We start from the raw sequence: 25721 nt of genomic DNA on the forward strand, positions 1-25721 counted from the left end.
AAACCGCGGCGCGGACCCATTGCTTTGTGGTGCTAGCGCCGCCGTCCGCGCTCCAGTGTTTCCGACGGCGTCTCGCCGAACCGGTCGCGATAGCTTCGCGAGAAATCGCTGAGATGCCAGAAGCCGAAGGCCAGCGCGACGGCCTTCACGCTGTCGGCGCCGGCCAGCAACCGCCGGCGTACCAACCAGAGTCGGCGCAGGCGCAAATAGCGGTGCAGGCTCATGCCGCGGTAGCGGCGAACGACCTCGTGCAGGGTGCGAACGGACAGGCCGAGCTTGCGCGCGATCTCATCGCTGTAGATGGGCTGGGCAAGATCGTCGGCCAGCAGCGCGCGGATGTCCTGGAACAGCTTGAACTGCCGCTCGTTGTTCGGCCGCAGCGTCCAGCGCGCGGGCAAGATATCGGCGAACGCGGCGTCGACCGCAGCGAGCAGAGACTCCCTCATCGCCGCACCTTTCAGCGGCACCTCGGCGGGACCGGTCGGCTCGGAGGCAGCTGCCAGCACGGCTCTCACCACCTTTCGAAGCCGATGCATCGCCACCGGGCTGGTCTCGAACATCTTGAAGCTGACATGCGTCTCGGGCCAGCCGCGATCCTTCACCTCTGGCCGAAACACGATCGAAGCGATCTGGCGCTGCACCTCCTCGATGGTGTTGTAAGCCGCCCCGCCACCGCCGATGACAATGACTGCGCGATCCCGCTGCGCACCATTGAAACGGATCGGTACGTCGAGATCCTCCATCGCAAAGCCGATGGCTGTGCAATCGGCGACCAGTTGCGCATCCACCACGCGTGGAAAGGTACGCGTCATATTCACGTCGCAGCCGGGCAATTGCAGAATGATCTGCTCGGTCGCAATCGTGCGTACAAGCGGCGTGAAATCGAGATTCAGGCCGCGGATGGCGTTGCGAAACTCATCGACGTCGGCAAAACGAAATATTTTCGGCGCGAACTCGCGCGCATCATCAATACTGGTCATGACAAATTGAAAGCGCGCCGCGAAACGACGCACATCCGGCACAATGCCGGTCTGATTTCTCCCCCTTCGGCTGCCCTGTTAGACCGAAAGAATCGTCCTAGCCCACGCAACCAGTTGGCGAGTGTTCGATCCAAAGGACAAGCAAACGGTTCGTGTCCTGCCGATTTTCGATATCGTTTCCCGTGGGCCAGACGGTGCGCTGATACCCCGGGGCGCCAATTCTAAAATCCAAATTAACGGCTGTCGGTCGAAATGAAGACGTTTCGATGAGCGAAATATATTTCAGTACAGGCCCCTGCCATGATGGCAAATTCGCCTGCCGATATTCTGGTTGAACTGGAAGAAACGGTCACAACGTGCCCGCTGGACCGCTGCACGCGCATCCTTTCCGGCATTGCGCAGTTGCTCACCGGCAGCCGCGACCGATCCCAGCAATTGCTCTCTGACCTGGTCGATGGCGTTCTGCTGCGATTGACAGAACGGGTCGAGGCCAGCGCGCTGATCCAGCTCAGCACCACGCTTGCCGACCTCCAGGTGGCGCCGCCGGAGACATTGCGACGCCTCGCCGCCCACGACGATCCGGAAGTGGCCTGTCCGGTCCTGCTCAAATCGCAGGCGCTTTCGACGACCGATCTCGCGACGGTCGCGGCCTCGTGCGGCGGGCGGCATCAGCGCGCAATCGCAGCGCGAAAGTGTATTGAGCCTGATGTGACCGAAGCGCTGATCGAGCGCGGCAACCAGATCTGCCTTGCGCTGATCAAGAATCCCGGGACTCGATTCTCCGAGGCGGCCTATGCCACCCTGATCGACAGGGCCGGCCAGGACGACGAGATTGCAAAAGCGCTGGCGCTGCGGGCCGACACACCCGATCTGGTCGTGCGAAAACTGCTTTCCCCTTCACCCGGCAGGGCAACGCCGGCCAAGCCCAATGCATCCTCTGCCCCGCCCGAGCAGAAGCCAGCGCCAGCGCCGCCGAAACTGCCCTCCGCGGCCGACTATGCGAGCGCAAGACCCGAGATCGTTGCGCTCAACCGCGTCGGCAAGCTCAACGATTCCACAGTGAACCGTTTCGCGATCCGTGGCGAGACTGCCAATCTGTTCACCGCCTTGTCGGTGCTGTCAGGGGCACCGATCGAGATCGTCGAGCACGTCATGACAGACGATGATTGCGAGGGCCGGGTGATGGCCTGCCGGGCCTCGCGCCTGAACTGGACGACCACGCTCGCAATCCTGAGCAACCGCAGCGGCGCACGGCTCTCGTTTGCCGAGCGCGAACGCGCGCAGCTGATCTTCGAAACGCTGCTGTTGTCGACCAGCCAGTGGACGGTGCGCTGGGGCGAAATTGCAGCCGGTGCCGGCAAACGCGATCAGGGAAATCGCGGCGCGAAAGTGGGAGCTAACGGATGAAGTTCGACGGTCGCAAGGCGATGCGGGTGAAGATGGACCACAGACAGCCCGTCAACCTGATGGGCTCGGATGGCACTTGGTGCCGCAGTTGCGTCCTGCTCGACGTGTCGCAAACCGGCGCCAAGATCGAGGTGGAAGGTACCCTCGACGTCCTGCAGGCCAAGGAATTCTTCCTGTTGCTGTCGTCGACCGGCCTCGCCTACCGGCGCTGCGAGCTGGTCTGGATCGACGGCACCATGGCCGGCGTGCACTTCGTCAACGCGGACAGCAAAAAGAAACTGGCGAACGCGAAGGCGGCCGCCGTGCAGAGCAAGTAGGCAATTCGGCTCAACGCATCATCCATCTCGTTCAACTCGCATACGGCCCAGGTGTCTCCCGTGCAGAATGCGCGTACCATCACCAGCCCCGTCAACGGCGACGGCGGCATCCGAACGGCACGATCGGCACGTCCCTTCGTCCATGTTCTGGCTGATTCCTCGGACAAATTGTCGTATGTCTGCGCGGCGCTGGAACGGCACTTCGCCGTCGCCGGCGAACGGCTCGATGCGGGAGCCAGACTGTCGCATGTACCATCCGCAATCGTCATCCGCGCGGAGCTGCGCGACGTCGACAACATCGCGGCCATCAAGCAGAGATCCGCGGGCTTGGCAAAGGCCGCCAAGCGCATCTTTCTCGTCGAGCACGCATCCCACGGCTGTATCTCGCAAGCCTATGCGCTTGGCGCAACACTCGTCCTCCCCGGCCCGATCAACAAGGCCGCGCTGCTTGCGGCGCTCGCGGACCCGGCGGTGCCGGCGTCGGGCTCGTCGGACGGCTCCCAGCAACCGGACAACGCCGTCGATACGGCCGCAACGGCGATTGCGTCGATGTTCACGTCCGTCACTCTCGACCAGCCACTCGACGTCGTCGGCACCAGGGAAGCCGGCCGCCAGATCGCCGATCGCATCACCCAGCACGGGCTGTCGGAATGGCTGACGACGGTCCGGCGCCACCACGAGGGGACCTATCAGCACTGCCTGCTGGTGACCGGTATCACCATCGACTTCGGCTTAAGTCTCGGCGTCGGGCAAGTTGATCTGGAGCGCCTCTATACGGCAGCCATGTTCCACGACATCGGCAAGGCCCGGATTCCGCTGGCCATCCTCGACAAGCCCGGCCGTCTCGATCCTGAGGAGCGCGCCATGATCGAGACGCACCCTGCAGCCGGCTATGATTTTCTGAAGGAGCACGCCGGGATTTCGCCGGAGATTCTCGATGCCGTCCGGCATCACCACGAATATCTGGACGGCAGCGGCTATCCGGATGCGCTGGCCGGTGGGAGCATCAACGACATCGTGCGGATTCTCACGATCTCGGACATCTTCGCCGCGCTGATCGAGCACCGACACTACAAGCCGACAATGCCGCGCACGGACGCCTACAACATTCTGTGCGGGATGGCCGGGAAGCTCGAGAAGGCGCTGGTCACCTCCTTCAAGCAAGTCGCACTCGCGCGCTGAGCACGCCAAGCCTGGACGGAAGGCCCCCCAAAGGACCGCCTCGTGGCCCCGTCTAATGCGTGGCTCGATATTTGATGCGGCGCGGGATCGAGCGGCAGGCCAGCCGCTCGGCGAGAATCTTCATGTCCTCATGACGGCCGCTGCGGATCAGCCTGCCGAACTCTTCAGGCGAAAACGGAAGGCTGGGATCGTCATCAAGCGGGCGTCGCACCCGCGGGCCGAAGAACCATCGAACCAGGCTAGCCAGCCGCCGCATGTCAATTCCCTCGCGCCAGCAACAAACCCCTTGCGAGGCATATTGTTCCTGCCGGCGCGACAGGATTGCAAGACCCAACTGAGGGGTCGTCACCAAATTTTATCGGATCGCCCGATGGTATCCCCTACCCGATCCGCTTGAGCGTCTCGATGTCGTTCATGGCGCTGGTCAACGCGCCATTGCGATCGCGCACGAAGGTCTCGAGGTCCGCCAGCACGGCGTTGATCATCTGAAGATTCTTGAACATCTCCTCGATCTGCGTCACGATGCTGTTGTAGCCGTCCTGGGTCTGGATCAGCTGGCCCCGGGTCGCGTTGATGTTGGCTCCCAGCGACCCGATGGAGGTTTCCATGCCGCCGATCGAGGCGTGGGTTCGCGTGAGGCTGCTTCGGGTATCTTGCGCGAGCTTCTTCACTTCGGTCGCCACCACCGAGAAGCCCCGTCCCGCCTCGCCGGCGCGCGCCGATTCGATGGTCGCATTGAGTGCGAGCAAATTGGTCTGGCCCGCGATCGTATCGATGATCTTCAGGATCTCCCGCAAGCCGTTCATCGCCTGAGTGAGGCCGGCGAACTCCTGCGACAGCGCCGTGGTGTCGGTCGCCTTCGCCGCCGACTGCGCGCTGGTCAGGATGACCGAGCGGATCTCCTTCACGATCGTGTTGATCGAAGCCGTCTGCTGCAGGGCGTCCTCGACCTTGCCGCTCAACGTGGCGCTGGCGCTCAGATAATCCGTCAGACGCTGGACGATGCCGTCCTTGATCTGGTTCAGCAGGACCATACGGTTGAGATGCGTGCGCGTGAAATATTCGACGAAATGCGCGTAGTGGATCGGAAACGTCTCGATGAACGGATCGTCCAACGGCTTCTCGCTGACGTCGAAGAACACGATCGCGGTCAAGGTCTGGTTGATGTTGATCCCGAACAACTCTCCGAAGGTGGAAAAGCCGGCGACCGGCATCGGCCACATGTTGCTCATGTTGCGGAGCTGGCTCTCATTGTTCAGCCGGCGCAGGATGCAGTCGTTGAGGATCGCGCCGATCGCCGGCGGCTTTCCGCGCAGGAAGGCATCGATATCGCGTCGCGTCTGATCGACGAAATCGGTGGCTTCGAGCAGCTCCAATCTGTCGCCCGAGTTGACGTCGCAGAAGAAGGAGACGACGCCGCTGGCCGGGTCGATGCCCGCGACCGAGCGAACGAACAGGTCGCCGCCGACCTCGATGCCGAACGAATACTTCGTCATCATCGACATCAGGTTCGCCGGCGTGGTGTTCAGCGCCTTCGCCACCGCAGAGGCGAACGGCTTGATCTCGTTGGCCTCCATGACGCCCGAGGCGGTACGCCGGTCGGGATCCGCGCCCATCACGACGAAGGATTTTCCCGCCTTCTTGAAGTTCTGCGTCTTGAAGATGCTGTAGGCACGTCCTGGCGCTAGCTTCAGGAAGGCGATGACAGCATGGTTCTCGATAATTCGCCTGCCGTCGTAGAGATAGGTGTTCTTGAAATCGAGCTTGCCGCCGGCGGATCCGCCGACGAAGGCGCACGGAAACTTGCCGCTCCTATACACGGCCTCCATGAAATAGTTCTCGGACGCCGACACACCGTCCACGAGCGCGAAGGCGATCGTGTCGCGAACGTTGATCGCGAAGGGCGTCCTGATCGCTCCGACCTCGCGCGCGATCGCCTCGATGCGCGCACCATGCGCCTTGGATGGTTCGCCCTTGCGGATGTCCTCGTTATGGAGACTGACGGCGTGGATGCTGACGGACTGGAGCAGGTCCGCCGGGAAGATCTGCACGACGACGGACGACCAGCTCGTCCCCGTCGGTTTGTAGAGCGAAGGTCCCGCCGAGCACAGCTCGCCGGCGCTGGATATCGCGATCACCGTCGTCGAGCCCGCCAGCCTTTGCAGCGTCGCCACGACGCGCGCGAAATCGCAATGCGGCGAGACGAACGCGATGGCGAGGGGCGAGCGCGCGCCCTCCACGACGAAGTCGCCTTCGGAAATATTCTGCAGCCGGTCGTCACTTTCCAGCACTCTGATCGCACAGGCTTCGCGGACGGCAGGTGCCTCATCATGAACCTCCGGAACGATCGACGGGGCGGGCTGCTTATGACTTGCCTGAGAAAACAACGAGAGCATCGCAATATCCTTGTTCGACGCGTGAAAGTCTCAAAGGAATGAATTACGGATTCGACATTGCCATCAGGTTATGACGCGCACGACGCCGCCGCGCTTGCGCTGAAGATCAGCACCGTATGATTACGGCGTCGGGCCGCGCCGCGGGCTCATGATACCGACCGCGTCGGCGCTCTTGATCTGGATCAAATTTTTCGCGCCGCAAAGACTCGGCGACGATGCCTTCAGCATCACTCGACGCGCGGCGGCACCGGCTCGTTGTTGAACCCGCGCACGCTGCGCCGCGACTGGACCAGCATTTCGATTTCCACCTCGAGGGCCTCCCGCCCATTCATCCCGCAGCATTGCCATTGGAACACGCGAACGGTTGCCGTTGCGGCGCTGCAAATCTATGCTGACGGCCAAGCAAGACCAAGAACCCGTGAGGACCAGCCAATGCCCGCGCCGCTCGATCCCGTCATCGCTGAGATCATTCCGAAGCTGCCGCTGCGCGACCCCGCGACGATGACGCCGCAGAGCGCCCGCGATTCCTTGCGCGCGCTGGCGGCAGCCCGTGCGGCCGTGCCGCCGCCGCCGGTCGATGCCGTGCAGGACATCAAGGTGAAGGGCGGCGCCGGCCCGCTCGATGCCCGGGTCTACCGGGTCGGCAGCGCGCCCGCGCCCACCGTCGTGTTCTTCCATGGCGGCGGCTGGGTTGCGGGCGATCTCGAGACCCATGACCGGCAGGCGCGCAATCTCGCCATCGAGACCGGCGCGGTCGTGGTCTCCGTCGACTATCGACGGCCGCCCGAAACGCGCTTTCCCGGCGCCTTCGAAGATGCCTTCGCGGCCAGCAGCGACGTGTTCGGCCGCGTCGCGGAATTTGGCGGCGATGCCAGGCGTCTCGGTGTTGCCGGCGACAGCGCCGGCGGCAATCTGGCGGCCGCCACCGCAATCGCCTGCCGCGATGCGGGCATCAGGCTCGCCGCGCAATTGCTGGTCTATCCCGTCACCGACGTCGTGGGTGGCTATGCGGACGCGCGCGAGAACGCGCGGTTTCCGTCACGCGCCGAGAACGCCGAAGGCTACTTCCTGTCACGCGCCGTCATGGAATGGTTCGCCGGCCACTATCTTGCCGACAGCGATCACGCCGCCGATTGGCGGGTCTCGCCGCTGCGCGCCACCTCGCTCGCCGGCCTCGCGCCTGCGATTGTGACCACCGCGTGGTTCGATCCTCTGCGCGATGAAGGCGCAGCCTATGCGAAAGCGCTGGAGGCGGCGGGCGTTGGCGTCAGCCATCATGAGGGCGCCGGCCTGATCCACGGCTATTTCGGTCTCGGCGATGCCTCCGAGGTCGCCCGCGCCGAGGCGCAGCGCGCGCGCGCCGACTTCAAGACGTTGCTGACGCGCGGGATCTGATCGCGTTGCACCCGGGGCGCGTTGCATTGCTACGTCACGTCGTCGCGGCCCTCGCAAGCCTCGTGAGCACGCTGCTGCCGGTCGCGGCCGCCTCCGCGGCGCCGCAGACCGTCTATTTCGCTAGCGCCGACGGGCACACGACACTTACGGGCTATGTGTTCCAGCCGTCGACGCCCGGCCCCTGGCCCGCCGTCGTCATGCTGCACGGTCGGGGCGGCCCCTATTCCAGCAACGACAATGCCGATTGCACATTCGTCGGCGCGGGCATCGCCTCGGCCTGCAATGCGAATACCCTGTCGAAGCGACATGCGATGTGGGGCGACTATTGGTCGGCACGCGGCTATCTGGCCTTGCTGCCGGACAGCTTCGGCCCGCGCGGCAAGGCCTCTGGTTTCGGCCGCTTCACCCATGGCGACGCGGACCGCGCCGATGTCAACGAGATCGACGTGCGCCCGCTCGACGCCGAAGGCGCGCTCGCCTACCTGCGGGGCCGCGGTTACGCCGTCGCAGATCAGATTTACCTGCAAGGCTGGTCCAACGGCGGCAGCACCGCACTGAACGTGATGATCCGACAAGGAAACCAGCAAGCCGACGAGGCAAGCTACCGCGGTGCCCTCGTGTTCTATCCCGGCTGCGGACAGGCCGCCCTGCTGACCTCGACGATCTCAATCGCGGCGCCGATCGCGATGTTTCTCGGCGCCGACGATGAGGAGGTTTCGCCCGCGATCTGCCTGCGCCTCGCCGACCGCTCGCGACAGGCCGGCAGCCCGATCGACGTCACCGTCTATCCCGGTGCCACCCATGATTTCGACGAGCCCTCGTCCCGGCGGCAAGCCGCGCCCGGGAATCAGTCGGCGATGGATGACGCCCTGGTCAAGGCCATTGCGATCGTCGGCGGCTGGAAAAAATGATCCGCGCGCGAACGGGCCCTGCTTGATTGCGCCACGATTCCGGGCTCCAATTCCCCGCCATCTTTTGGTTTAGGGAGACATCCATGATGAAGCGCATTTTCCTCGCCGCGATCGTTGCGACCTTTGCAGCGGGCTCGGCTCTCGCGGACGACACCTGCGAGAGCAAGGCGGTCGGCAAGGACGGCAAGGCGCTCGCCGGCGCCGCGAAGACCTCGTTCATGAAGAAGTGCAAGGAAGATGCTTGTGCGCCCAAGGCGGTCGGATCCGACGGCAAGCCGCTCGCCGGTGCGGCCAAGAACAGTTTTATGAAGAAGTGCGAGACGGGCGCGTAAGCCGCTCTGCGTTCGCTGCCTCTTTAACTAGCAACCTTCGTGATGCCCGGGCTTGTCCCGGGCATTGACGTCTGTCGTTCGAGCACGAGAGAGGGAGTACTATCGCCACCTGCCTGCACGCGCCGGGCGCGCAAGGCGATATCATCGCCACCCTGGACAGAATGCCTCGGCTGACGGATCATGTCGTGCTGAGCGAAGCGGGGCGCGTCGACGAGGCTTCCAGGAAAGGGTGGTCGAGATGTTGCAGTTTCGAATGCGTGATCACATGATGGCGACGATGGGCGTGCTGCTTGCGCTGCTCGTCAGTCTTGACGTTGCGAACGCAAGGGGCCCCGGTCTGCCCAACGTCGTGGTTCTGGCGACCGGCGGCACGATCGCCGGCAGCGGAGCGAGCAGCACCACCGTCGTCGGTTACACCGCCGCCACGGTGGGCATCGAGACCCTCTTGAACGCCGTCCCCGAACTGAAAACGGTCGCCAACGTCAAGGGCGAGCAGGTTTTCCAGATCGCCAGCGAGAACATGAACAATGACTACTGGCTCAAGCTCGCCAAGCGCGTCAACACGCTCCTCGCGCAGGACGACGTCGACGGCATCGTCATCACGCACGGCACCGACACGATCGAGGAAACGAGCTATTTCCTGGACCTCGTGGTCAAGAGCAGGAAGCCTGTCGTCGTGGTCGGCGCAATGCGGCCCTCGACGGCGATCAGCGCCGATGGCCCGATCAACCTCTTCAACGCGGTGATCCTCGCCGGCAGCGAGGAGGCCGTCGGCAAGGGCGTGCTCGTCGCGCTCAACGATCAGATCAACGCCGCGCGCGACGTCACCAAGAACAACACCTCGACGGCGGACACTTTCCGCACGCCCGAGCTCGGCTTTCTCGGCTACATGCAGGGCAACAAGCCGTACTTCTATCGTCAATCGACCCGTCGGAACACCGCGGACTCCGAATTTGACGTCTCCAACCTCGATGTCCTGCCGCAGGTCGATATCGTCTACGGCTACGCCAACATGAACCGCGTCGCGGTCGACGCGTTTGTCGCCGCCGGCGCCAAGGGGATCGTGCATGCCGGCGTGGGTGATGGCAGCCTGGCCCGGCCGGCGGTCGAGCCGGCGCTCGACGAGGCCCGCAAGAAGGGTGTCGTGATCGTCAGGAGCAGCCGTGTCGGCAACGGCATCGTCGCGCGCAATGGCGAGGCCAAGGACGACGAACACGACTTCGTCGTCTCCGATACGCTCAACCCTCAGAAGGCGCGCATCCTGCTGATGCTGGCGCTGACCAAGACGTCAGACACCAAGGAAATCCAGCGGATGTTCTACACGTATTAGAGCGTCCCAACGGATGGGAGCCGATCGGCTCCCATCCCTGGAATTCATTGCAACTCTCTCGATCTGGTTGTAGCCCGGATGGAGCGTAGCGTAATCCGGGAAACTGCATGGTTCGCTATCGGCGAAATTTCGTACCCGGCGGCACCTTCTTTTTCACCGTGACGCTGGACGATCGTGAATCATCGGCGCTCGTCGATCACGTCGACACGCTGCGGAACGCGTTCCGCGTGACGCGCGCCGAAAGATCCTTCACGGTCGATGCGATCGTCATCCTGCCCGATCATTTGCATGTGATCATGACGCTGCCAGATCATGACTCGGACTTCTCCGGACGTTGGCGGCGTATCAAGAGCCTGTTCACGCACGGGTTGGCCACCTCGGGCGTACCTGTGACTCGCAATCATCGCGGCGACTTCGCCCTATGGCAGAGACGGTTTTGGGAACACACAATTCGCGACGACACCGATTTCGAGCGGTGCGCCGACTACATCCACTACAATCCCGTCAAGCATGGGCTCGTCGCCGCGCCGGCTGATTGGCCATACTCATCGCTTCATCGATATGTTCGCGCCGGCGTTCTGCCGAGCGATTGGGGTGGCGCCGGCGAGATCAATGGAAACTTTGGTGAACGGGGAAACTGATCCCGGATTTCGCTTCGCTCCATCCGGGCTACAAAACTCCATCGGCAATCTTGTAGCCCGGATGAAGCGCAGCGCAATCCGGGGCCGGAGCATCCGCAGCGCACGACTGCCGGCGTTGCGCCAATCCCGGATTACGCTTCGCTCCATCCGGGCTACAAGCCACTAGCTCCGCAATCCCGGCGCTTCCTGCCCGGTGCGCGCGACATATTCGGTGTAGCCGCCGCCATATTGGTGGATGCCTTCGGGCGTCAGCTCGAGCACGCGGTTCGACAGCACGCTGAGGAAGTGGCGGTCGTGCGAGACGAACAGCATGGTGCCCTCGAAATCCGACAGCGCCGTGATCAGCATTTCCTTGGTGGCGAGGTCGAGATGGTTGGTCGGCTCGTCCAGCACCAGGAAGTTCGGCGGATCGAACAGCATCTTGGCCATGACGAGGCGCGCCTTCTCGCCGCCTGACAGCACGCGGCAGCGCTTCTCGACATCGTCGCCGGAGAAGCCGAAGCAGCCGGCGAGCGCGCGAAGAGATCCCTGCCCCGCGGTCGGAAACTGGTCCTCCAGCGACTGGAACACGGTGCGCTCGCCGTCGAGCAGGTCCATCGCGTGCTGGGCGAAATAGCCCATCTTGACGCTACCACCCAAGGCCACCGTGCCCTCGTCCGGCTCGCTCGCACCCGCGACCAGCTTGAGCAAGGTCGACTTGCCGGCGCCGTTGACGCCCATCACGCACCAGCGCTCCCGGCGGCGGATCATGAAATCCAGCCCGTCATAGATCCGCTTGGCGCCATAGCCCTTGTGCACGTTCTTCAGCGCGACGACGTCCTCGCCCGAGCGCGGCGCCGGCGGAAAATCGAAGGCGATGCTCTGGCGGCGGCGGGGCGGCTCGACCCGCTCGATCTTGTCGAGCTTCTTGACCCGGCTCTGCACCTGCGCCGCATGCGAGGCGCGCGCCTTGAAGCGCTCGATGAACTTGATCTCCTTCGCCAGCATCGCCTGCTGGCGCTCGAACTGCGCCTGCTGCTGCTTCTCGTTCAGCGCGCGCTGCTGCTCGTAGAACTCGTAATTGCCGCTATAGGTCGTGAGCGAGCCGGAATCGATCTCGACCACCTTGGAGATGACGCGGTTGATGAACTCGCGGTCATGCGAGGTCATCAGCAGCGTGCCTTCGTAATCGTGCAGGAACTTCTCCAGCCAGATCAGGCTTTCGAGATCGAGATGGTTGCTCGGCTCGTCCAGCAGCATGACGTCGGGGCGCATCAAGAGGATGCGCGCCAGCGCCACGCGCATCTTCCAGCCGCCGGAGAGCTTGCCGACGTCGCCGTCCATCATCTCCTCGCTGAAGCCGAGGCCGGACAGCGCCTCGCGCGCCCGGCCGTCGAGCGCATAGCCGTCGAGCTCCTCGAAGGCGTGCTGCACCTCGCCATATCTGGCGATGATCTCGTCCATCTGGTCGGCCTTGTCAGGGTCGGCCATCGCGGCCTCGAGCTCGCGCAGCTCGGCTGCGACCTCGCTGACGGGACCGGCGCCATTCATCACCTCGGCCACCGCGCTGCGGCCAGACATCTCGCCGACGTCCTGGTTGAAATAGCCGATCGTGATGCCGCGATCGGTCGAGACCTGGCCTTCGTCGGGCAGCTCCTCGCCGGCGATCATCCGGAACAGGGTGGTTTTGCCCGCGCCGTTCGGGCCGACCAGGCCGATCTTCTCGCCCTTGTTGAGGGCGGCCGAGGCTTCGATGAACAGGATCTGGTGGCCGGCTTGCTTGCTGACGTTGTCGAGGCGGATCATGGGGTCTTTTGGGGGAATTTTGCGTTGCAGCGTAATAGGCCATGCGCGCCCCCAGGGGAAGCCCGGCGGGGTACGGATTCGCCCAAACCGCGACCTGGCTGCCCCAACCCATTCGGGCGCCGGCCGTCCACGCCCCATGGTCAATTCGACCTCTACAGGAGAGAATGACGGTCCAAATGGACGAGGTGGTGATGGATTCTCCGCAGGCTGGCCCCTTTGCGCCTTTCGAGTGGATGCTCTCCGCGCGCTATCTGCGGGCCCGCCGCAAGGAAGGGTTTGTCTCGGTCATCGCCGGGTTTTCGTTCCTGGGCATCATGCTCGGGGTCGCCACGCTGATCATTGTCATGGCGGTGATGAACGGCTTTCGCACCGAACTCCTGGGCAAGATTCTCGGCTTCAACGGGCATATCGTGGCACAGCCGCTGGAAACGCCACTGACGGACTGGAAGGACGTCACTGAGCGCATCAGTCAGGTGCAGGGCGTTCGCTTGGCGATTCCTGTTGTCGACGGCCCGGCCCTGGCCTCGTCGTCCAACGCCTCCGGCGTCCTGGTGCGCGGCATTCGGGCTGCCGACCTCAATCAGCTTCCCTCGATCGCGGGCAGTATCACAAATGGGTCGCTCGACCATTTTGACGAGGGCCAGGGCGTCGCCATCGGCCAGGGCCTGGCCGATCAGCTCTCCGTCCAGGCCGGCGATAGCATCACCCTCGTTGCACAGCGCGGCGCCGTCACGCCGATGGGCATGATGCCGCGCGTCAAGAAGTATGCGGTCGCGGCAGTATTCAAGATCGGAATGTCCGAATACGATTCAAGCGTCATTTTCCTGCCGATCGCGGAGGCGCAGGCGTTTTTCAACCGCAATCAGGACGTGACCGCGATCGAGGTATTCACGGCCAATCCTGATCGGGTCGACCTGTTTCGCAAGACCGTCGCGGAAGCGGCCGGCCGGCCAGTCTTCCTGGTCGACTGGCGGCAGCGCAATGCGACCTTCTTTGGCGCGCTCGAGGTCGAGCGCAACGTGATGTTCCTGATCCTGAGCCTGATCGTGCTCGTGGCCGCGCTGAACATCGTGTCCGGCCTGATCATGCTGGTGAAGGACAAAGGCAGCGACATCGCCATCCTCAGGACCATGGGAGCCTCGCAAGGAGCGATCATGCGGACCTTCATGATCACGGGCGCATCGATCGGCGTGGCCGGCACGCTGGTCGGCTTTGTCGTCGGGCTTCTTGTCTGCGCGAATATCGAGCCGATCCGACAGTTCATGTCCTGGCTGACGAACACTGACCTGTTCCCGCCAAAACTCTATTTCCTGTCAAAGCTGCCGGCGGACATCGATCTCGTCGAAACCGCGGGGGTCGTGACCATGGCGCTGACCCTGTCGTTTCTCGCGACGCTCTACCCGTCGTGGCGCGCCGCGCGGCTCGATCCCGTCGAGGCGCTGCGACAGGCGGGCTAGTAGCGAGTGCGTCAGGTTGGCGATGGGTTTCGCAAGGGCTCAGCCGCCCCTCCTACCCCGGCTACACATCCGACGTCACGTCGGAGAAAACATCTCGACGAACGTCCTGATGGTGCTGGAGACCTTGTCTTCGGACACGTGCCAAGCCGCGCCGTCATCGGCCGCGTAGAAGTCGCCGGCATTCGAGCCGGCCCATCGGAAGATCTCGAACGACGGCCAGTAGAAGATGTCGGAAATACCGGAGTTGTTGACCACCTCATGGGCGGTCAATCGCATGGTGCTCTTCGACAGGCAGTCGGCCTGCACCGCCGACTCGAATTCGAACGAGGCCTGCAACGGCACCGGCGAGACCGTGACGACGATCTTGATCTCGGGCGCGACGCTCCTGATGAAGTCGAGGAGATAGAGCACGTTGTCGACGTTCTCTTTCACGCTCGTGGTCCGATACAGATATTTCTCGGCAAGCGCCCGCGAATTCAGGGCGGTCGGCCGCGGCAGCACGAAGCTGCCGGTGTCCCTTTCGAAGAAGGCCGGTGCGACGCCGAGGGTCAGGATGAACACGTCGCTGCTCTTGATGGCCTTGAGCGTGTTGTCCTTGCTCCAGCCAGGCGGCAGCAGTTCGACGAACCTGGCCTTGATGGCCTGATCGATATCGGCGTCGCGCAGCCAGTCGACGAACACCCTGTTGGCGAACGTCGTGTTGATATATTCCGAGATCTCCATGTGGTGGCTGGTATAGCCGCTCTCGATCAGGTTCTTGGACAGGTTCCTCGCAAAGCACGAGCCCATCGTGAAGAAGCGCGTGCTCTTCTCGATGAACTTCGGCGCGCTGTTCAGATTGACCGCGATGTGGTTGCGGATCAGCTTGCGCAGATCGCCGGTGAAGTCCGAGGTTTCCGGATAGCGGCCGACCTTCTTGCTGTCGGTTGCAGCGCCGGAGGCCGCCTTGTTCAGCTGCGACCTGGCAAACTTCAGCGTTTCCCTGTTGGTCTCGGTATCGAACGCCCTGGGCTCGAGCCGCATCGCCTTTTCGAGGCTCGCAATCGACTCCTCGAACGCGTTGCATCGCGTCAGCACCTCGCTGAGATGAAAATGGTCGTCGGCACGATTTGATTGACGGGCCAACTTGCGAAGCAGATCGATCGCCCTGTCATTCGGCCCGATAAAGTTGCACCTCATGGCCGCGCCCCTGACCAGGTTCAGATTGTCCTCGGTCGGGTTGTTGAGGATCTCGGGATGGTCGTCCAGGATCGACAACAGGAGATCGCACGCTTCGGCAAGCTTCTTGTGGGTGCCGTCCTCGATCAGATGCGCGTAGATGAAGCGCGCATTGACGTCCTTGCTGTCGAGCTGGAGCAGCTTCCTGAACCGCTGATGTAGTCCTTGTCCTCGATATATTTGTTGCCGAGGTCCCTGAGTTGGCGGGTCACCATCTCGAGTTGGCTGGGAACGGCGGGCTTCGCGGTCTTGCTTAAATTGCACCCTTGTTTGTCGATGGCATGGTGTGATGGGCCACGCACGCAGATACGGACACAACTAGGATGGGTCGAAGGCCCCGTTCATCGCCTCTCAGCAGGCGCCGATTCGCGTAAACAGAGTATTAACCAAATGCAGCAGCCCGTTTTCTCACTCTGGAGATGCAATACCCGTCAATTCACGCAGTGGCGGACATAAGCTGTCCCATCACCTGGTCAATCCGTGCGGAACCTGCGCTTGCCGGGCTGCATTCCATTACCTTTAAGTTGATGTAAATGGCCGCTAGGCTATCTCTGTGCCATGCCCGCGATTGTCATGCCGTCCGGTCACGCAGCTATTTCAGACAGCAAATGCTCCGCAGGCGAACCAGCCTGCGGGCTCGATCTCCTATCCAACTTCGCACGGTCCTGGTGATGGTTACGCTGGACGCAGGCGCCGTCACGCGCCGGCCTATCATCACCCCAACGATGCCGTTGGTGATCGGCGGCTTCGTCGTCCTGACCGTCCTTTTCTTCTGGCCATGGCTCGCGCATCTGTCATCGGCGCTGATCGGGCCCGAAGAAGACAATATGCAGGATTTCTGGAACAGTTGGCACGCGGCGACAGCGCACGGCTGGCGCGACCTCCTGTTCACGAATCAAATCCGCTATCCCGAGGGGACATCGCTCAGCTACCATTCGTTTGCCTGGCCGCAGGTTGCCGCCGTGACGCTGCTGGGCCACGTCTTCGGCACCAGCTTTACCAACCTGGTCCTCTTCCAAAATGTGACGTTGCTGGCTTCCTTCCCGCTGTCAGCGGTCGCGATGTTTCTGCTGGCACGCCACCTTCTGGGCGAGCGCGCCGGATGCAACGCGGGCGCGGTGCTGGCCGGCTTCGTCTTTGCCTTCAATCCCTGGCATGTGGCGCAAGTGATGCACCACGCCCATGTCGCGACGATCGAATTCCTGCCGCTATTTGCGCTGTTCTATCTGAGGTCACTCGAAGAGCGGAGTTATCTATATCTCGCCGCGGCAAGCGGAATGATGGCACTCAGCGGGCTGTCATGCTGGTATTATCTGTTCTACGCGTTTTACTTCATGGCTTTTGATCTCGTGTATCGATGCAACCGCGATCGGATATGGCCGGACAAATGGATGCTGGCCGTCCCGATATTCTGCGTGATCGGCAGCATTCTCTTGCTTTCGCCTTGGCTGATACCGATGATCATCGCCCGCGGTCCTGCCAATGGCGGCACCAACGCGTTCGTCGCCGATGCCTGGGCCCTGGTCGCCTTTCCGCCGACCCATCTTCTGGCTCAGTTCGGCGCGAGCATCTATGCCCGCCTGACCGGCAATGCCTGGGAGGCCACGGTCTATCTGGGCCTCGCCAATCTCACGGTGCTGGCCTGGGCGTTTGCTTGCAAGACGGAGGCCGACAAGCGGATATTGCACTACGCGCTGGCCGGGATGCTGTTCTTTCTCGTGCTTGCCGCGGGTGAGACGCTCCATATCGGAGGACATCCGTCCGGGGTGCCGCTGCCTTATTTCGTCCTGGCCAATCTGCCTTTTTTCGGCAATGTCCGCACGCCTGCCCGTGCCATTGTCATGGTCTACATGTTCCTCAGTCTTGGCCTGGCCCAAGCTTGCGTCATGGCCGCGCGCGGGGACGGCATGAGGCGACGCACCTGCATGGCACTTCTCGCGATGGCGATGCTGCTCGACTTCTTTCCTGCGAACCTTGCCGCCACCCCGATGCGCTGCCCGCCCGCACTCACTGCGATCGCCGACGACCCTGACAGCTTCGGCGTACTGGATCTGCCCCGCGGCTACATTGCGGGAAACATCGCCATGGCGCGATCAGTCTGCCATGGTCACCCCATCGTGGCAGGCGAGACGTCACGCAAACTCGGCGTTACGCTTGCCGATCGCCTCGAAACCGACGATCTGGCGCTCCAGCAGCGCCAACTCACGGCAGCTCACGTCAAATATATCGTGCTGCGCCGCTCCCCGTCTTTCGTCTGGAACGAGACCGACGGCCGCCTCTCCGATTACATGCGAGCATACAGGCAAGTCAGCGCGGACGAAGACGCGATCGTCTTGCGTGTCTATTGATCGGCAATACGCAGGGCCGGAGCTAAACCATGATCCGGAAAGGTGCGAAGCGGTTGTCCGAAAATGTCATGTCTGAGCAGCCGCCGAGCTGCCTATTGCATGCTCCTGACCTCGCCCGCGAACCTCCCCGCAGATCACATCCTGCCTCCGTCGCATCCACCATCGAGGTCGGCGCCGCCATCAAATCCCCATAGGGCTCGCTGCCCAGCGGGTGCCAAACTCCCGCGACTTCGTGCCTTGTCGCTTTTTGGACGCCGGTCAATCGAGCCTGCGGAGCCTCCTCATTGCCGGCGTCCAAAAAACTGCACAGGAGCGGAAGCGACCGAAGGAGGTGTATTAGATAGCGAGAAGCTTGGTCATGCACCAGAAGGGGACATCAGTCTGACCGTGCTCACCGGCAACCGGCTCCGTTATTTTCTCTTTATTGTGCCAGCCCATGCGCTCGTAGAAGCGGCGCGCACGTTCGTTGCCAACGAGACAGTGCAGTTCGGACTCGGTAACGCCCTCCTTGGCCATCTCAATTTCAGAGGCTGTCAACAGACGTGACGCGGCTTGCGTGCCTCGATGTGGCATCGCTACATAAAGTTGACCCAGAATGTGGCCTCTCCACGCCGAAAACGCCACGATCTCTTCGTTCAGTTCCGTTACCAAAGTCGACTGCAAGAGTGCCGTCATCCTTTCCATGAAAAACTCCGTGGACCGACGGATTATTTCTGCACGGGGCATGAAGGGAGCGTGGGTCTCGTGCCAAACCGCGTGATAGAGAGCAGCCACCTGAGGGATATCTGACACGTATGCACGCCGGATCATCGGGTCATTCTCCAATTGTCGCCGCAACAGTGTGGTATGCGGCACGGTTGAGAGGATAGCGCGGCAGGGCGTCCTGTCTTGAGATGAGGGGTTCGCAGCCTTCACCAAGACAGGGGCATCCCCATGACCGACGAGGCAGTGAGCTCGTTGCGCCGGCGCATGATCGAAGACATGACGATCCGCAAGTTCGCGCCCAAGACCCAACATGACTACGTGCAGAGGGTCAAGAACTTCGCTGCCTTCCTCGGACGATCCCCGGATATGGGGAGCTTCGAGGACGTGCGGCGCTACCAGCTGCATCTGGTATCGAGCGGCGCCGGCGTGCCGAAACCGCTCACAACAAGTGACATGGCCCCGTTGACAATCCGCAGACGGCCGGAGCACTATAGCACAGCTGCAGTAGGGCGCATCGGCCGAGGCCGAAGGGGCAATGCCCACCTACGTTTAGTATCCCGTAGTTGCGCCCATGCCGAACCTCGAAAACCTCAAGAAGCAGGCCAAGCAATATCTGCGTTGGCATCGTGATCGGTATCATCCGGTCGCCGCCGAGATTAGAGCTGCGCTACCTCGCTTTCGGCACCTCGATGATCATCAGGTGCTGGGGGCATCATTTAAGCTCAGCGACGCGCAGGAGCTTGTGGCACGCCGTAAATCAAGCAGACGACGATACAGCCGACCCTAAGTGGCACAGAAGCCCAACTCTATGTCGCGGACGTTAAGGTGTCCTGCGACTTCTTTATATCCAAGCTCGGGTTTGTGGTCGAATTTGTTTATGGAGATCCGCCGTTTTACGGCATGGTCAAGCGCGACCGGGCGCGGCTTTGCATGCGCCGAGTTTGCGAACCAGTCTTTGTCGGGGACATTCGCCAGCGCGAACACCTTCTGTCGGCCTCGATAACTGTCGACACGGCGGCGGAGATCAAACAGCTCTTCTTGGAATTTCAAGCCACAGGAGTGACGTTGCATCAAGGATTGAAGAAAGAGCCTTGGGGCGCACGGAACTTCATCGTGCTTGACCCCGATGGCAATCTGATCTTGTTCGCCGGGCCTGCCGACTAACGCCCACGAATGACGATGGCACTCGCTCCGCCATCGTCATGTCCGGTTTGGGTCAAACCGGCCATGCCCGGATTGAACAGAACATTTCTGTTTAGACCTTCAAAGCCGACGTCTGCGCCTTATAAGTGTATGCCTAGAGCGAGCCGGCGGATCTCGAATGACCAGGGGTCAATGCGCCAGGCCCGGTCTCACATATACGCTTTCGTAGGCCCCGGTGTGGTCCTCTTTCCATCCTCGTTTTCCCACGAGGAACTGTCTCAGTTCTTCATGGTTCGTGAGCCACAGCACGGCATCGATGCGATATTTTTCGAGTATTTCGTCCCAAGCGCCTTCATCGATCTCCCAATGAACGAGCCTGAAATAGTCCCGCAACAATTCATCGGGATAGGCCGTTGCAGCTCGTCCATCCACAAACAAAGGGACCGATCCGTGGGTGCGGAGGATCAGGTATCCTCCGACATTCCAGTGATTGAGAATCCGCGCATGCGTCAGATGCGTCTGCAGATACTGAGCGTCCTGCTCCGATAACATATCGGGTAACGCGATGGCCGGCTCTATCCGAAAGAAGGTCAGAGGCAATGCGCATGCGCCCGCGATCGCTGCCGTCATGAACGCTTGCTGAACGGCCAAGTGAGGCAGCTGCCTTGGCAGAAATCGATCGAGGTGCAGAGCCACAGGAATCGCCGAGAAAATGAAGAAAAAGGACATGTATCGAAATTGGGTGAGCCCGAGCGCAAGAAAGACCCAGGAAAGAATGCGAGGCTCGAGGCGGATCTTCGTGGAGGCCCCATACCGCAATTCGAGCGCGACAAACGCCAGAATATAGGCCATTCCGGGAATGCTCCCCGGGATTTCCATGTTGTGAGCGTACGGCAGCCACTCACCGATATTGCCCTGAACAAAGTGTCCCAGGGTCGCGGTCACGCCCTGATAGACTTGCCACCCCCATGGATTGACGAAGGTTGCAGCAAAGCAACCGAGCCCCGCGAGTGCTATGATTTTGAACCTGCTCCAGTCGCGCCGGACGAGCGCCCCTGCCCCGAAGACGGCGAGGATCATGAAGCCCAGAACGAATCCTCCGTGCAAATTGACCCACAGCATCATCAGCAAGGGCAACAGCAACAGTTTCGTAGACCGCAGACATTCCCGGTAGAAAATGACGCTGAGCAGCATTGTCGCAACGTTCGGAGACGCCGCCAGATAGCTGTTGGGAGCAGCCTCGTAAGCGGGATAAAGAAGGCACGTCGCGAAAATCGCGGCGCCGACCGCGAGCGTAGACGCCCCGCTCGCGAGGCACGCCGACGTCAGATACAAGACGATCAGGGCGCCGCATATGACGACCAGGCCGACAAGTCCACCGTACCCCGCGTACTCGACAATCACGCTGGCAATAACATCCCAGAGCCAGGAGAGGTTGAACCACTGCTTGGTCCCGAGAGTGAACGACCAGGGATCTTGGAACGGAACGTGTGATTTGCTTCTGATCAACTCACCAGCGGCCAAATGCCAGCCGAGGTCGTAGTGACTTAAGATGAGTGAGGCGTTCGAAACGTAGAACACGCTCAAGAGCGAGATCAGGAATGCATAGGTTCCCAACGTCGACGACGACGTCGCTCCGGATTGTCCAGCAATCGTCTGGCTTGTCCAGAAAGTCCGATCGTTCATTCCACCGCATCCAAGTCAGACCTCCGGCGGCTTGCTGCCGTCGGTTGCCATCCATTCTCTCAGTGGCTTAGACGTGAATTATCTAGGGTAGCGTAAAGTTTGATTGTGCAATCACGACTCGGCAATCAAAAGGAAATCGACAGTTAATGCTTGGTTAGATTTGACGACATTCTGAATGGTCAATGCGCTGCCGGCCGGGTGGGTAGCCTTTCGAGGCGCCGCTATCGCGGAGCGCCTGGCACCGTTGCCGTCAGGCTTGTCAACGCGCGGCCCGCGGAACCGATCCTGCCATCATGAAATCATGCACCTGTTTTGCCCGACAGGTCAAGTCGATTTCGTAAAATCCGCAATATCCATTTTCGAAGGCCCGCCAGCTTGGCCTTTCAACCACTTGCCTACTGCGCATGGGGTTGTTTTCGACTTTTGCGCCGGCCCCGCCTCGTGGGCCTTCGCCGGCCATCAGTGCCGCTTGAAATACTGCACCTCCCGCTCATGCTTCTCGGCCGCCGCGCGGCTCTTGAACGTGCCGAGGTTGCGGCGCTTGCCGGTCTTGGGATTCACCTTGCGCGAATAGAGCCGGTATTCGCCGGATGCGAGCTTGCGGATCATGGTTGCGCCTCCTGTCGTGATTTCGGGTCACCGCGATCGAGGTCAACCCGCCTCGCACGCGGTCCGTTCCGTCACCGCCTGCCGGTCAGGGCTTGGCCTGCGGCGCGAACTGCTGGTTGGCAAAGGGCTGCGCATCGGAGGGAACCCTGATGACGACGAAACTGCGCCCCATCGAGCGGTGGCAGGCATTGCAGCCCTCGGTCAGATCGCCCACGGCCTTTGCGAATTTGCGGCCGTCCTTTGCCGCGATCGCGTCGGACGTCGATTGCAGCGACGGCTCCAGTGTCGTGACGTTGCTGATGGGAATGCCCGAATAGAGCAGCGCGGCTTCGACCAGGCTGGCCTTGAGCTGACGCAGCTCGAAGGCCGTGAGCTCCCAGTTCTGCGCCTTGCCGGCCAGCCAGAGCTTCTGGTGGCGCGCCTGCGCGGCGCTCATGATGTCGCCGAGCCGCGGCACGTACTGATCTGCTGACGGCGATTTGAGATCCTGCGCCACCACCGCCGTGGCCGCGCCCGTCAAGGCCAGCGCCAGCATCCATGCCCGAAGCGTCATCGCAAGTCTCCATTCCCATGAAGACCGCAGTGTAAGCCGGTGCGGCATGCGGCAGCCTTGCGCTCGATCAAGGTTGGCCTCGACCCTGCAGGCGGCCGCGCGCCGTCTAGAAACACAATGTGGTGACGAGCCTGCCTTGCTTGTCCTTGATCGCGTAGGGGCAGCGCAGCCGCTCCAGCGCCTTCTTGGCGTCCTCGTCGCCGAGCGCAGCCGCACGCTCGTAATAGGCCTTTGCGGCGTCCTTGTCCTTCGGACCGCCGCGGCCTTCCTGGGCGAAGGCGCCCATCCGCTCCAGCGCCCCCGGATGGTTTTGCGCCGCCGCCTTCTCGAACAGCGCGCGCGCCGCAACGTCGTCCTTCTCACCGCCATCGCCGTTCGACAGCATCAGGCCGAGTTGGTACTGCGCCTCGGCATTGGTCTCGGCGGCCTTGGCGAGCAGCGTGCGCGCCTGCGCCGGATCGGCCGGCGCCCCACCGCCGGCGCTGCCGAGCGCGGCGAGGTTGGAGACGCCGCGGGGATTGCCTGATTGCGCCGCCTTCTCGAACAGTTTTCGCGCCTGCGCTTCGTCCTTGGCGACGCCCGAGCCGGTGGCATAGGTCACGCCGAGCTCGACCATCGCGGCACTGGAGCCTTTGTCGGCGGCCTTGCGCCAGGCCGCGAGCGCCTCCGCGGTCTGGCGGTTGGCGGCATAGGCGCGGCCGAGCGCGAACATCGCCCGACGCGACGTGCCTGCTGCCTGCTTGCAGAACTTGATGGCGGTCCCGATGTCGGCGGCCGCGATGTCGGGCACGCCCTTCACGTCGGCCGGCTTGTCGGGATCGCTGGGGTCGGCGGCGACGCGGTCGCACAGCACAAGGTCGGCCGATTGCGCATGGGCTGCGATGGGCGCGGCGAGCGCGATCAGGAGGGCACTGAGGTAGGTCCGCATGGCCGTCACGTTGCGTCCGTGTCCCGGCGATTTCAAGGCTCGAGTCCCGACTGGCGCAGGACGGGCACGACGTCGGGCGATGCCAAATAGCGGAGCAGCCGGTCGGCGGCTTCGGCCTGCCTTGCATCTGCCATGCGGCCCGCGGAGAACACGGCCGGAATCTGCAAATCGTGCGGGATCGGGCCGACCACCTCGATGCCGCCCACCTGCTTCAGCTCGCTGATCTGCTGCACGGCGAGGTCGGCCTCCCCGCTCACCAGCCGCTCCGCGGTAAAGCCCTGCTCGACGATCGTGGCGTTCGCGTTGATCTCGTCCGCAATTCCCATGCGCGCGATCAGTTGGGCGAAGTAAACGCCGCTCGCGCCCAGCCGGGAATAGGCAATGGAGCGCGCCGCGAGCAGCGTCCTGCGCAGCGCCGCCTCGTTGGCGATGTCGGGGTGCGGCTGTCCGGCCCGCACCGCAAGGCCAACATAGGAGCGCGCCAGGTCGGCCGAGCCGTCCGCGATCACGCGGCCCTCGCCGATCATTTCGTCGAGCCCCTCGCGTGTGAGGATCACGAGATCGGCGGCCTCGCCGGCGCGCAAGCGCTTGAGCAGCGCCAGGGTCGGCGCGAAGTCGGCTTCGACCTGGATGCCTGTTGCGGTCTCGAACGCGGACGACAGGCTGCGCATCGCACCCATCAGGCCGAGCGTCGAGAGCATGCGAATTCTGTCCATGAGTGAGTTCCCGTAGCGGTCAGGCGCGATGCATCAGCTTGAGCGCGGCGGTCAAGCACAGGCTGCGCAGGCCGGCAAGCGCCGTCGCCTCCAGCACCGCCGTCCCGCCGTCATCAGAACGTAAAAATCCGCCGGAGCCTTCGCTCCGGCGGATTGAAAACCAACCCGGGCCAGCCCCCCAGCCCGGGCCGGGAGGATCTTAGGCCGCGGCCTTCTTGTCGGTCGGCACGGACGCGATCGTCTTCAGGATCTGCGAAGCGATCTGGTAGGGGTCGCCTTGCGAGTTCGGGCGGCGGTCTTCCAGATAGCCCTTGTAGCCGTTGTTGACGAAGGAGTGCGGAACGCGGATCGACGCGCCACGGTCAGCAACGCCGTAGCTGAACTTGTTCCACGGAGCGGTCTCGTGCTTGCCGGTCAGACGCTTGTCGTTGTCCGGGCCGTAGACGGCGATGTGGTCCATCAGGTTCTTGTCGAAGGCGGCCATGAGCGCCTCGAAGTACTCCTTGCCGCCCACGGTGCGCATGTACTCGGTGGAGAAGTTGGCGTGCATGCCCGAGCCGTTCCAGTCGGTGTCGCCGAGCGGCTTGCAGTGGAATTCGATGTCGATGCCGTACTTCTCGGTGAGACGCAGCATCAGATAGCGGGCCATCCACATTTCGTCAGCGGCCTTCTTGGAGCCCTTGCCGAAGATCTGGAATTCCCACTGGCCCTTCGCGACTTCCGCGTTGATGCCTTCATGGTTGATGCCGGCCGCCAAGCAGAGGTCGAGATGCTCCTCGACGATCTTGCGCGCGACGTCGCCGACGTTCGAATAGCCGACTCCGGTGTAGTACGGGCCCTGGGGCGCCGGATAACCGGCCTCGGGGAAGCCGAGCGGACGGCCGTTCTTGTAGAAGAAGTATTCCTGCTCGAAGCCGAACCAGGCGCCGGCGTCGTCCAGGATGGTGGCGCGCTTGTTGGAGGGGTGCGGGGTCTTGCCATCGGGCATCATGACTTCGCACATCACCAGCACGCCGTTGGTGCGCGCACCGTCCGGGAACACCGCGACCGGCTTCAGCACGCAATCGGAGCTGTGGCCTTCGGCCTGCTGGGTGGAGGAGCCATCGAAGCCCCAGAGCGGAAGCTGCTCAAGCGTCGGGAACGACGCGAATTCCTTGATCTGAGTTTTGCCGCGCAAGTTCGGAGTCGGCGTATATCCGTCGAGCCAAATGTACTCGAGCTTATACTTGGTCATTGAGCCTCTCTGTAGATGATGCGAAAGGTGGGGTTGAGAGCCCCGCACGTTTGTACCCGGCCATCATCGGCCGGCCCTTTACAAGCATTTAACGTGCCAAAAGGCCGCAGCGCGGGACGTTTTCCACCGCGGCGGCGGGCGGCCACGGGATCGAGAAACTTACACACCAGCATGCGTCATAGACGCGCACCTTCCCGTGAAGCTGCACCGCAAAAACTCCGGGGAAAACGCCCGTTTCTGGAGCAACGCGCCCTCCGCCTGAAGTTGCCGATGAAACGCGCATCAACGTCCGGCAATTTTCGCAAAGTGGCCCGCCCCTGCCTAGCAACCTTTGGAATGGCTCAGCCGTTAGTCACCAATACCGTGCCTTGGTGGGTGCAAACAGCCAGCTGCCCAAGAATTGGGCTGAAACTGATTTCCTTTTCAGCACTTTGCATTTTGATGCGCG

The 25721-nt window shown here is 62.5% G+C and carries 24 protein-coding genes and 1 pseudogene; 13 read left to right on the forward strand and 12 right to left on the reverse strand.

Features of this window, described 5'->3' with window-relative positions; translation table 11 throughout:
* Positions 1–32 precede the first annotated feature (32 nt).
* Positions 33–980, reverse strand: coding sequence for a helix-turn-helix domain-containing protein (locus G8O24_RS01980; RefSeq protein ID WP_188095973.1), 948 nt, complete (start codon positions 978–980; stop codon positions 33–35).
* Between the two features lie 300 nt (positions 981–1280).
* Here G8O24_RS01980 and G8O24_RS01985 point away from each other — a divergent pair, with 300 nt between their 5' ends.
* From G8O24_RS01985 to G8O24_RS01995, 3 genes are read left to right on the forward strand one after another with little or no spacing between them, the layout of a single operon-like run.
* Entirely contained in the window at positions 1281–2387 is a 1107-nt protein-coding gene (locus tag G8O24_RS01985; protein ID WP_188095975.1) for a DUF2336 domain-containing protein, read from the forward strand.
* Entirely contained in the window at positions 2384–2704 is a 321-nt protein-coding gene (locus tag G8O24_RS01990) for a PilZ domain-containing protein (protein WP_188095976.1), read from the forward strand. Before G8O24_RS01985 ends, G8O24_RS01990 begins: the two co-directional genes overlap by 4 nt.
* A 60-nt stretch (positions 2705–2764) precedes the next feature.
* Complete coding sequence (locus tag G8O24_RS01995) at positions 2765–3886, forward strand: HD-GYP domain-containing protein (protein WP_188095977.1); 1122 nt, start codon at positions 2765–2767, stop codon at positions 3884–3886.
* Positions 3887–3938: 52 nt separating this feature from the next.
* Here the strand turns inward: G8O24_RS01995 and G8O24_RS02000 are convergent, their stop codons facing one another.
* Both G8O24_RS02000 and G8O24_RS02005 read right to left on the reverse strand, forming a co-directional pair.
* The gene (locus tag G8O24_RS02000) at positions 3939–4142 is read right to left on the reverse strand and encodes a hypothetical protein (protein ID WP_188095978.1); all 204 of its coding nucleotides are present in this window, start codon (positions 4140–4142) and stop codon (positions 3939–3941) included.
* A 124-nt stretch (positions 4143–4266) separates the two neighbouring features.
* Positions 4267–6282 (reverse strand): FIST N-terminal domain-containing protein, encoded by a 2016-nt coding sequence (locus tag G8O24_RS02005; protein ID WP_188095980.1) that lies wholly within the window; start codon positions 6280–6282, stop codon positions 4267–4269.
* Positions 6283–6714: 432 nt separating this feature from the next.
* On the opposite strand from G8O24_RS02005, the gene G8O24_RS02015 reads away from it, so the two are divergent.
* From G8O24_RS02015 to G8O24_RS02035, 5 genes are all read left to right on the forward strand, one after another.
* Positions 6715–7677 (forward strand): alpha/beta hydrolase, encoded by a 963-nt coding sequence (locus G8O24_RS02015; protein WP_188095982.1) that lies wholly within the window; start codon positions 6715–6717, stop codon positions 7675–7677.
* A gap of 26 nt (positions 7678–7703) precedes the next feature.
* Positions 7704–8588 (forward strand): dienelactone hydrolase family protein, encoded by an 885-nt coding sequence (locus tag G8O24_RS02020; protein WP_188095984.1) that lies wholly within the window; start codon positions 7704–7706, stop codon positions 8586–8588.
* Positions 8589–8671: 83 nt separating this feature from the next.
* Positions 8672–8920, forward strand: coding sequence for a hypothetical protein (locus tag G8O24_RS02025; RefSeq protein ID WP_188095986.1), 249 nt, complete (start codon positions 8672–8674; stop codon positions 8918–8920).
* A gap of 238 nt (positions 8921–9158) precedes the next feature.
* Positions 9159–10250, forward strand: coding sequence for a type II asparaginase (locus tag G8O24_RS02030; RefSeq protein WP_188095988.1), 1092 nt, complete (start codon positions 9159–9161; stop codon positions 10248–10250).
* Between the two features lie 107 nt (positions 10251–10357).
* Positions 10358–10891 (forward strand): REP-associated tyrosine transposase, encoded by a 534-nt coding sequence (locus tag G8O24_RS02035; protein WP_188095990.1) that lies wholly within the window; start codon positions 10358–10360, stop codon positions 10889–10891.
* A gap of 162 nt (positions 10892–11053) precedes the next feature.
* Here the strand turns inward: G8O24_RS02035 and G8O24_RS02040 are convergent, their stop codons facing one another.
* Positions 11054–12676, reverse strand: coding sequence for an ABC-F family ATP-binding cassette domain-containing protein (locus G8O24_RS02040; RefSeq protein WP_188095992.1), 1623 nt, complete (start codon positions 12674–12676; stop codon positions 11054–11056).
* A 176-nt stretch (positions 12677–12852) separates the two neighbouring features.
* Here G8O24_RS02040 and G8O24_RS02045 point away from each other — a divergent pair, with 176 nt between their 5' ends.
* Positions 12853–14133 (forward strand): lipoprotein-releasing ABC transporter permease subunit, encoded by a 1281-nt coding sequence (locus G8O24_RS02045; protein ID WP_188096174.1) that lies wholly within the window; start codon positions 12853–12855, stop codon positions 14131–14133.
* Between the two features lie 75 nt (positions 14134–14208).
* Here G8O24_RS02045 and G8O24_RS02050 read toward each other — a convergent pair whose 3' ends face one another.
* Positions 14209–15390, reverse strand: coding sequence for a GSCFA domain-containing protein (locus G8O24_RS02050; RefSeq protein WP_244645694.1), 1182 nt, complete (start codon positions 15388–15390; stop codon positions 14209–14211).
* On the opposite strand from G8O24_RS02050, the gene G8O24_RS44220 reads away from it, so the two are divergent.
* On the forward strand, positions 15370–15513 hold the full coding sequence (locus tag G8O24_RS44220) for a hypothetical protein (protein ID WP_244645695.1): 144 nt from the start codon (positions 15370–15372) through the stop codon (positions 15511–15513). The two genes, G8O24_RS02050 and G8O24_RS44220, sit on opposite strands and share 21 nt — an antisense overlap.
* 509 nt (positions 15514–16022) lie before the next feature.
* Positions 16023–17699, forward strand: coding sequence for a putative glycosyltransferase family protein (locus G8O24_RS02055; protein WP_188095993.1), 1677 nt, complete (start codon positions 16023–16025; stop codon positions 17697–17699).
* Between the two features lie 336 nt (positions 17700–18035).
* Here G8O24_RS02055 and G8O24_RS45385 read toward each other — a convergent pair whose 3' ends face one another.
* Entirely contained in the window at positions 18036–18803 is a 768-nt protein-coding gene (locus tag G8O24_RS45385) for a GNAT family N-acetyltransferase (protein WP_311972335.1), read from the reverse strand.
* On the opposite strand from G8O24_RS45385, the gene G8O24_RS44225 reads away from it, so the two are divergent.
* Both G8O24_RS44225 and G8O24_RS02070 read left to right on the forward strand, forming a co-directional pair.
* Entirely contained in the window at positions 18687–19034 is a 348-nt protein-coding gene (locus G8O24_RS44225; RefSeq protein ID WP_311972334.1) for a hypothetical protein, read from the forward strand. The two genes, G8O24_RS45385 and G8O24_RS44225, sit on opposite strands and share 117 nt — an antisense overlap.
* Positions 18976–19568, forward strand: a pseudogene (locus tag G8O24_RS02070) (VOC family protein). Before G8O24_RS44225 ends, G8O24_RS02070 begins: the two are co-directional and overlap by 59 nt.
* Positions 19569–19736: 168 nt before the next feature.
* On the opposite strand, the gene G8O24_RS02075 reads toward G8O24_RS02070, so the two are convergent.
* From G8O24_RS02075 to G8O24_RS02100, 6 genes are all read right to left on the reverse strand, one after another.
* A complete protein-coding gene (locus G8O24_RS02075; RefSeq protein WP_188095997.1) occupies positions 19737–21233 on the reverse strand; it encodes a hypothetical protein in 1497 nt (498 codons plus the stop codon).
* A 459-nt stretch (positions 21234–21692) separates the two neighbouring features.
* Positions 21693–21842: a hypothetical protein gene (locus tag G8O24_RS02080; RefSeq protein WP_007609497.1), complete on the reverse strand. Its 150-nt coding sequence runs from the start codon at positions 21840–21842 to the stop codon at positions 21693–21695.
* An 85-nt stretch (positions 21843–21927) separates the two neighbouring features.
* Complete coding sequence (locus tag G8O24_RS02085) at positions 21928–22395, reverse strand: hypothetical protein (RefSeq protein ID WP_188095999.1); 468 nt, start codon at positions 22393–22395, stop codon at positions 21928–21930.
* 106 nt (positions 22396–22501) lie between these two features.
* Positions 22502–23323, reverse strand: coding sequence for a tetratricopeptide repeat protein (locus G8O24_RS02090; protein WP_188096001.1), 822 nt, complete (start codon positions 23321–23323; stop codon positions 22502–22504).
* A 32-nt stretch (positions 23324–23355) separates the two neighbouring features.
* Positions 23356–24039, reverse strand: a complete 684-nt coding sequence (locus G8O24_RS02095) for a substrate-binding domain-containing protein (protein ID WP_188096003.1) — start codon at positions 24037–24039, stop codon at positions 23356–23358.
* Positions 24040–24238: 199 nt separating this feature from the next.
* Complete coding sequence (locus tag G8O24_RS02100) at positions 24239–25273, reverse strand: glutamine synthetase beta-grasp domain-containing protein (protein WP_188096005.1); 1035 nt, start codon at positions 25271–25273, stop codon at positions 24239–24241.
* Between the last annotated feature and the right edge of the window lie 448 nt (positions 25274–25721).

This window comes from Bradyrhizobium campsiandrae, from assembly GCF_014529705.1.
Lineage (GTDB): Bacteria > Pseudomonadota > Alphaproteobacteria > Rhizobiales > Xanthobacteraceae > Bradyrhizobium > Bradyrhizobium campsiandrae.

What these genes read in the sequence shown, in the direction of transcription:
- G8O24_RS01980 (WP_188095973.1), bottom strand. Translation starts at nt 980, where the DNA reads ATGACCAGTATTGATGATGCGCGCGAGTTCGCGCCGAAAATATTTCGT.
- G8O24_RS01985 (WP_188095975.1), top strand. Translation starts at nt 1,281, where the DNA reads ATGATGGCAAATTCGCCTGCCGATATTCTGGTTGAACTGGAAGAAACG.
- G8O24_RS01990 (WP_188095976.1), top strand. Translation starts at nt 2,384, where the DNA reads ATGAAGTTCGACGGTCGCAAGGCGATGCGGGTGAAGATGGACCACAGA.
- G8O24_RS02000 (WP_188095978.1), bottom strand. Translation starts at nt 4,142, where the DNA reads ATGCGGCGGCTGGCTAGCCTGGTTCGATGGTTCTTCGGCCCGCGGGTG.
- G8O24_RS02005 (WP_188095980.1), bottom strand. Translation starts at nt 6,282, where the DNA reads ATGCTCTCGTTGTTTTCTCAGGCAAGTCATAAGCAGCCCGCCCCGTCG.
- G8O24_RS02015 (WP_188095982.1), top strand. Translation starts at nt 6,715, where the DNA reads ATGCCCGCGCCGCTCGATCCCGTCATCGCTGAGATCATTCCGAAGCTG.
- G8O24_RS02025 (WP_188095986.1), top strand. Translation starts at nt 8,672, where the DNA reads ATGATGAAGCGCATTTTCCTCGCCGCGATCGTTGCGACCTTTGCAGCG.
- G8O24_RS02030 (WP_188095988.1), top strand. Translation starts at nt 9,159, where the DNA reads ATGTTGCAGTTTCGAATGCGTGATCACATGATGGCGACGATGGGCGTG.
- G8O24_RS02035 (WP_188095990.1), top strand. Translation starts at nt 10,358, where the DNA reads ATGGTTCGCTATCGGCGAAATTTCGTACCCGGCGGCACCTTCTTTTTC.
- G8O24_RS02040 (WP_188095992.1), bottom strand. Translation starts at nt 12,676, where the DNA reads ATGATCCGCCTCGACAACGTCAGCAAGCAAGCCGGCCACCAGATCCTG.
- G8O24_RS02045 (WP_188096174.1), top strand. Translation starts at nt 12,853, where the DNA reads ATGGACGAGGTGGTGATGGATTCTCCGCAGGCTGGCCCCTTTGCGCCT.
- G8O24_RS44220 (WP_244645695.1), top strand. Translation starts at nt 15,370, where the DNA reads ATGGTCGTCCAGGATCGACAACAGGAGATCGCACGCTTCGGCAAGCTT.
- G8O24_RS02055 (WP_188095993.1), top strand. Translation starts at nt 16,023, where the DNA reads ATGGTTACGCTGGACGCAGGCGCCGTCACGCGCCGGCCTATCATCACC.
- G8O24_RS02075 (WP_188095997.1), bottom strand. Translation starts at nt 21,233, where the DNA reads ATGAACGATCGGACTTTCTGGACAAGCCAGACGATTGCTGGACAATCC.
- G8O24_RS02080 (WP_007609497.1), bottom strand. Translation starts at nt 21,842, where the DNA reads ATGATCCGCAAGCTCGCATCCGGCGAATACCGGCTCTATTCGCGCAAG.
- G8O24_RS02085 (WP_188095999.1), bottom strand. Translation starts at nt 22,395, where the DNA reads ATGACGCTTCGGGCATGGATGCTGGCGCTGGCCTTGACGGGCGCGGCC.
- G8O24_RS02090 (WP_188096001.1), bottom strand. Translation starts at nt 23,323, where the DNA reads ATGCGGACCTACCTCAGTGCCCTCCTGATCGCGCTCGCCGCGCCCATC.
- G8O24_RS02095 (WP_188096003.1), bottom strand. Translation starts at nt 24,039, where the DNA reads ATGGACAGAATTCGCATGCTCTCGACGCTCGGCCTGATGGGTGCGATG.
- G8O24_RS02100 (WP_188096005.1), bottom strand. Translation starts at nt 25,273, where the DNA reads ATGACCAAGTATAAGCTCGAGTACATTTGGCTCGACGGATATACGCCG.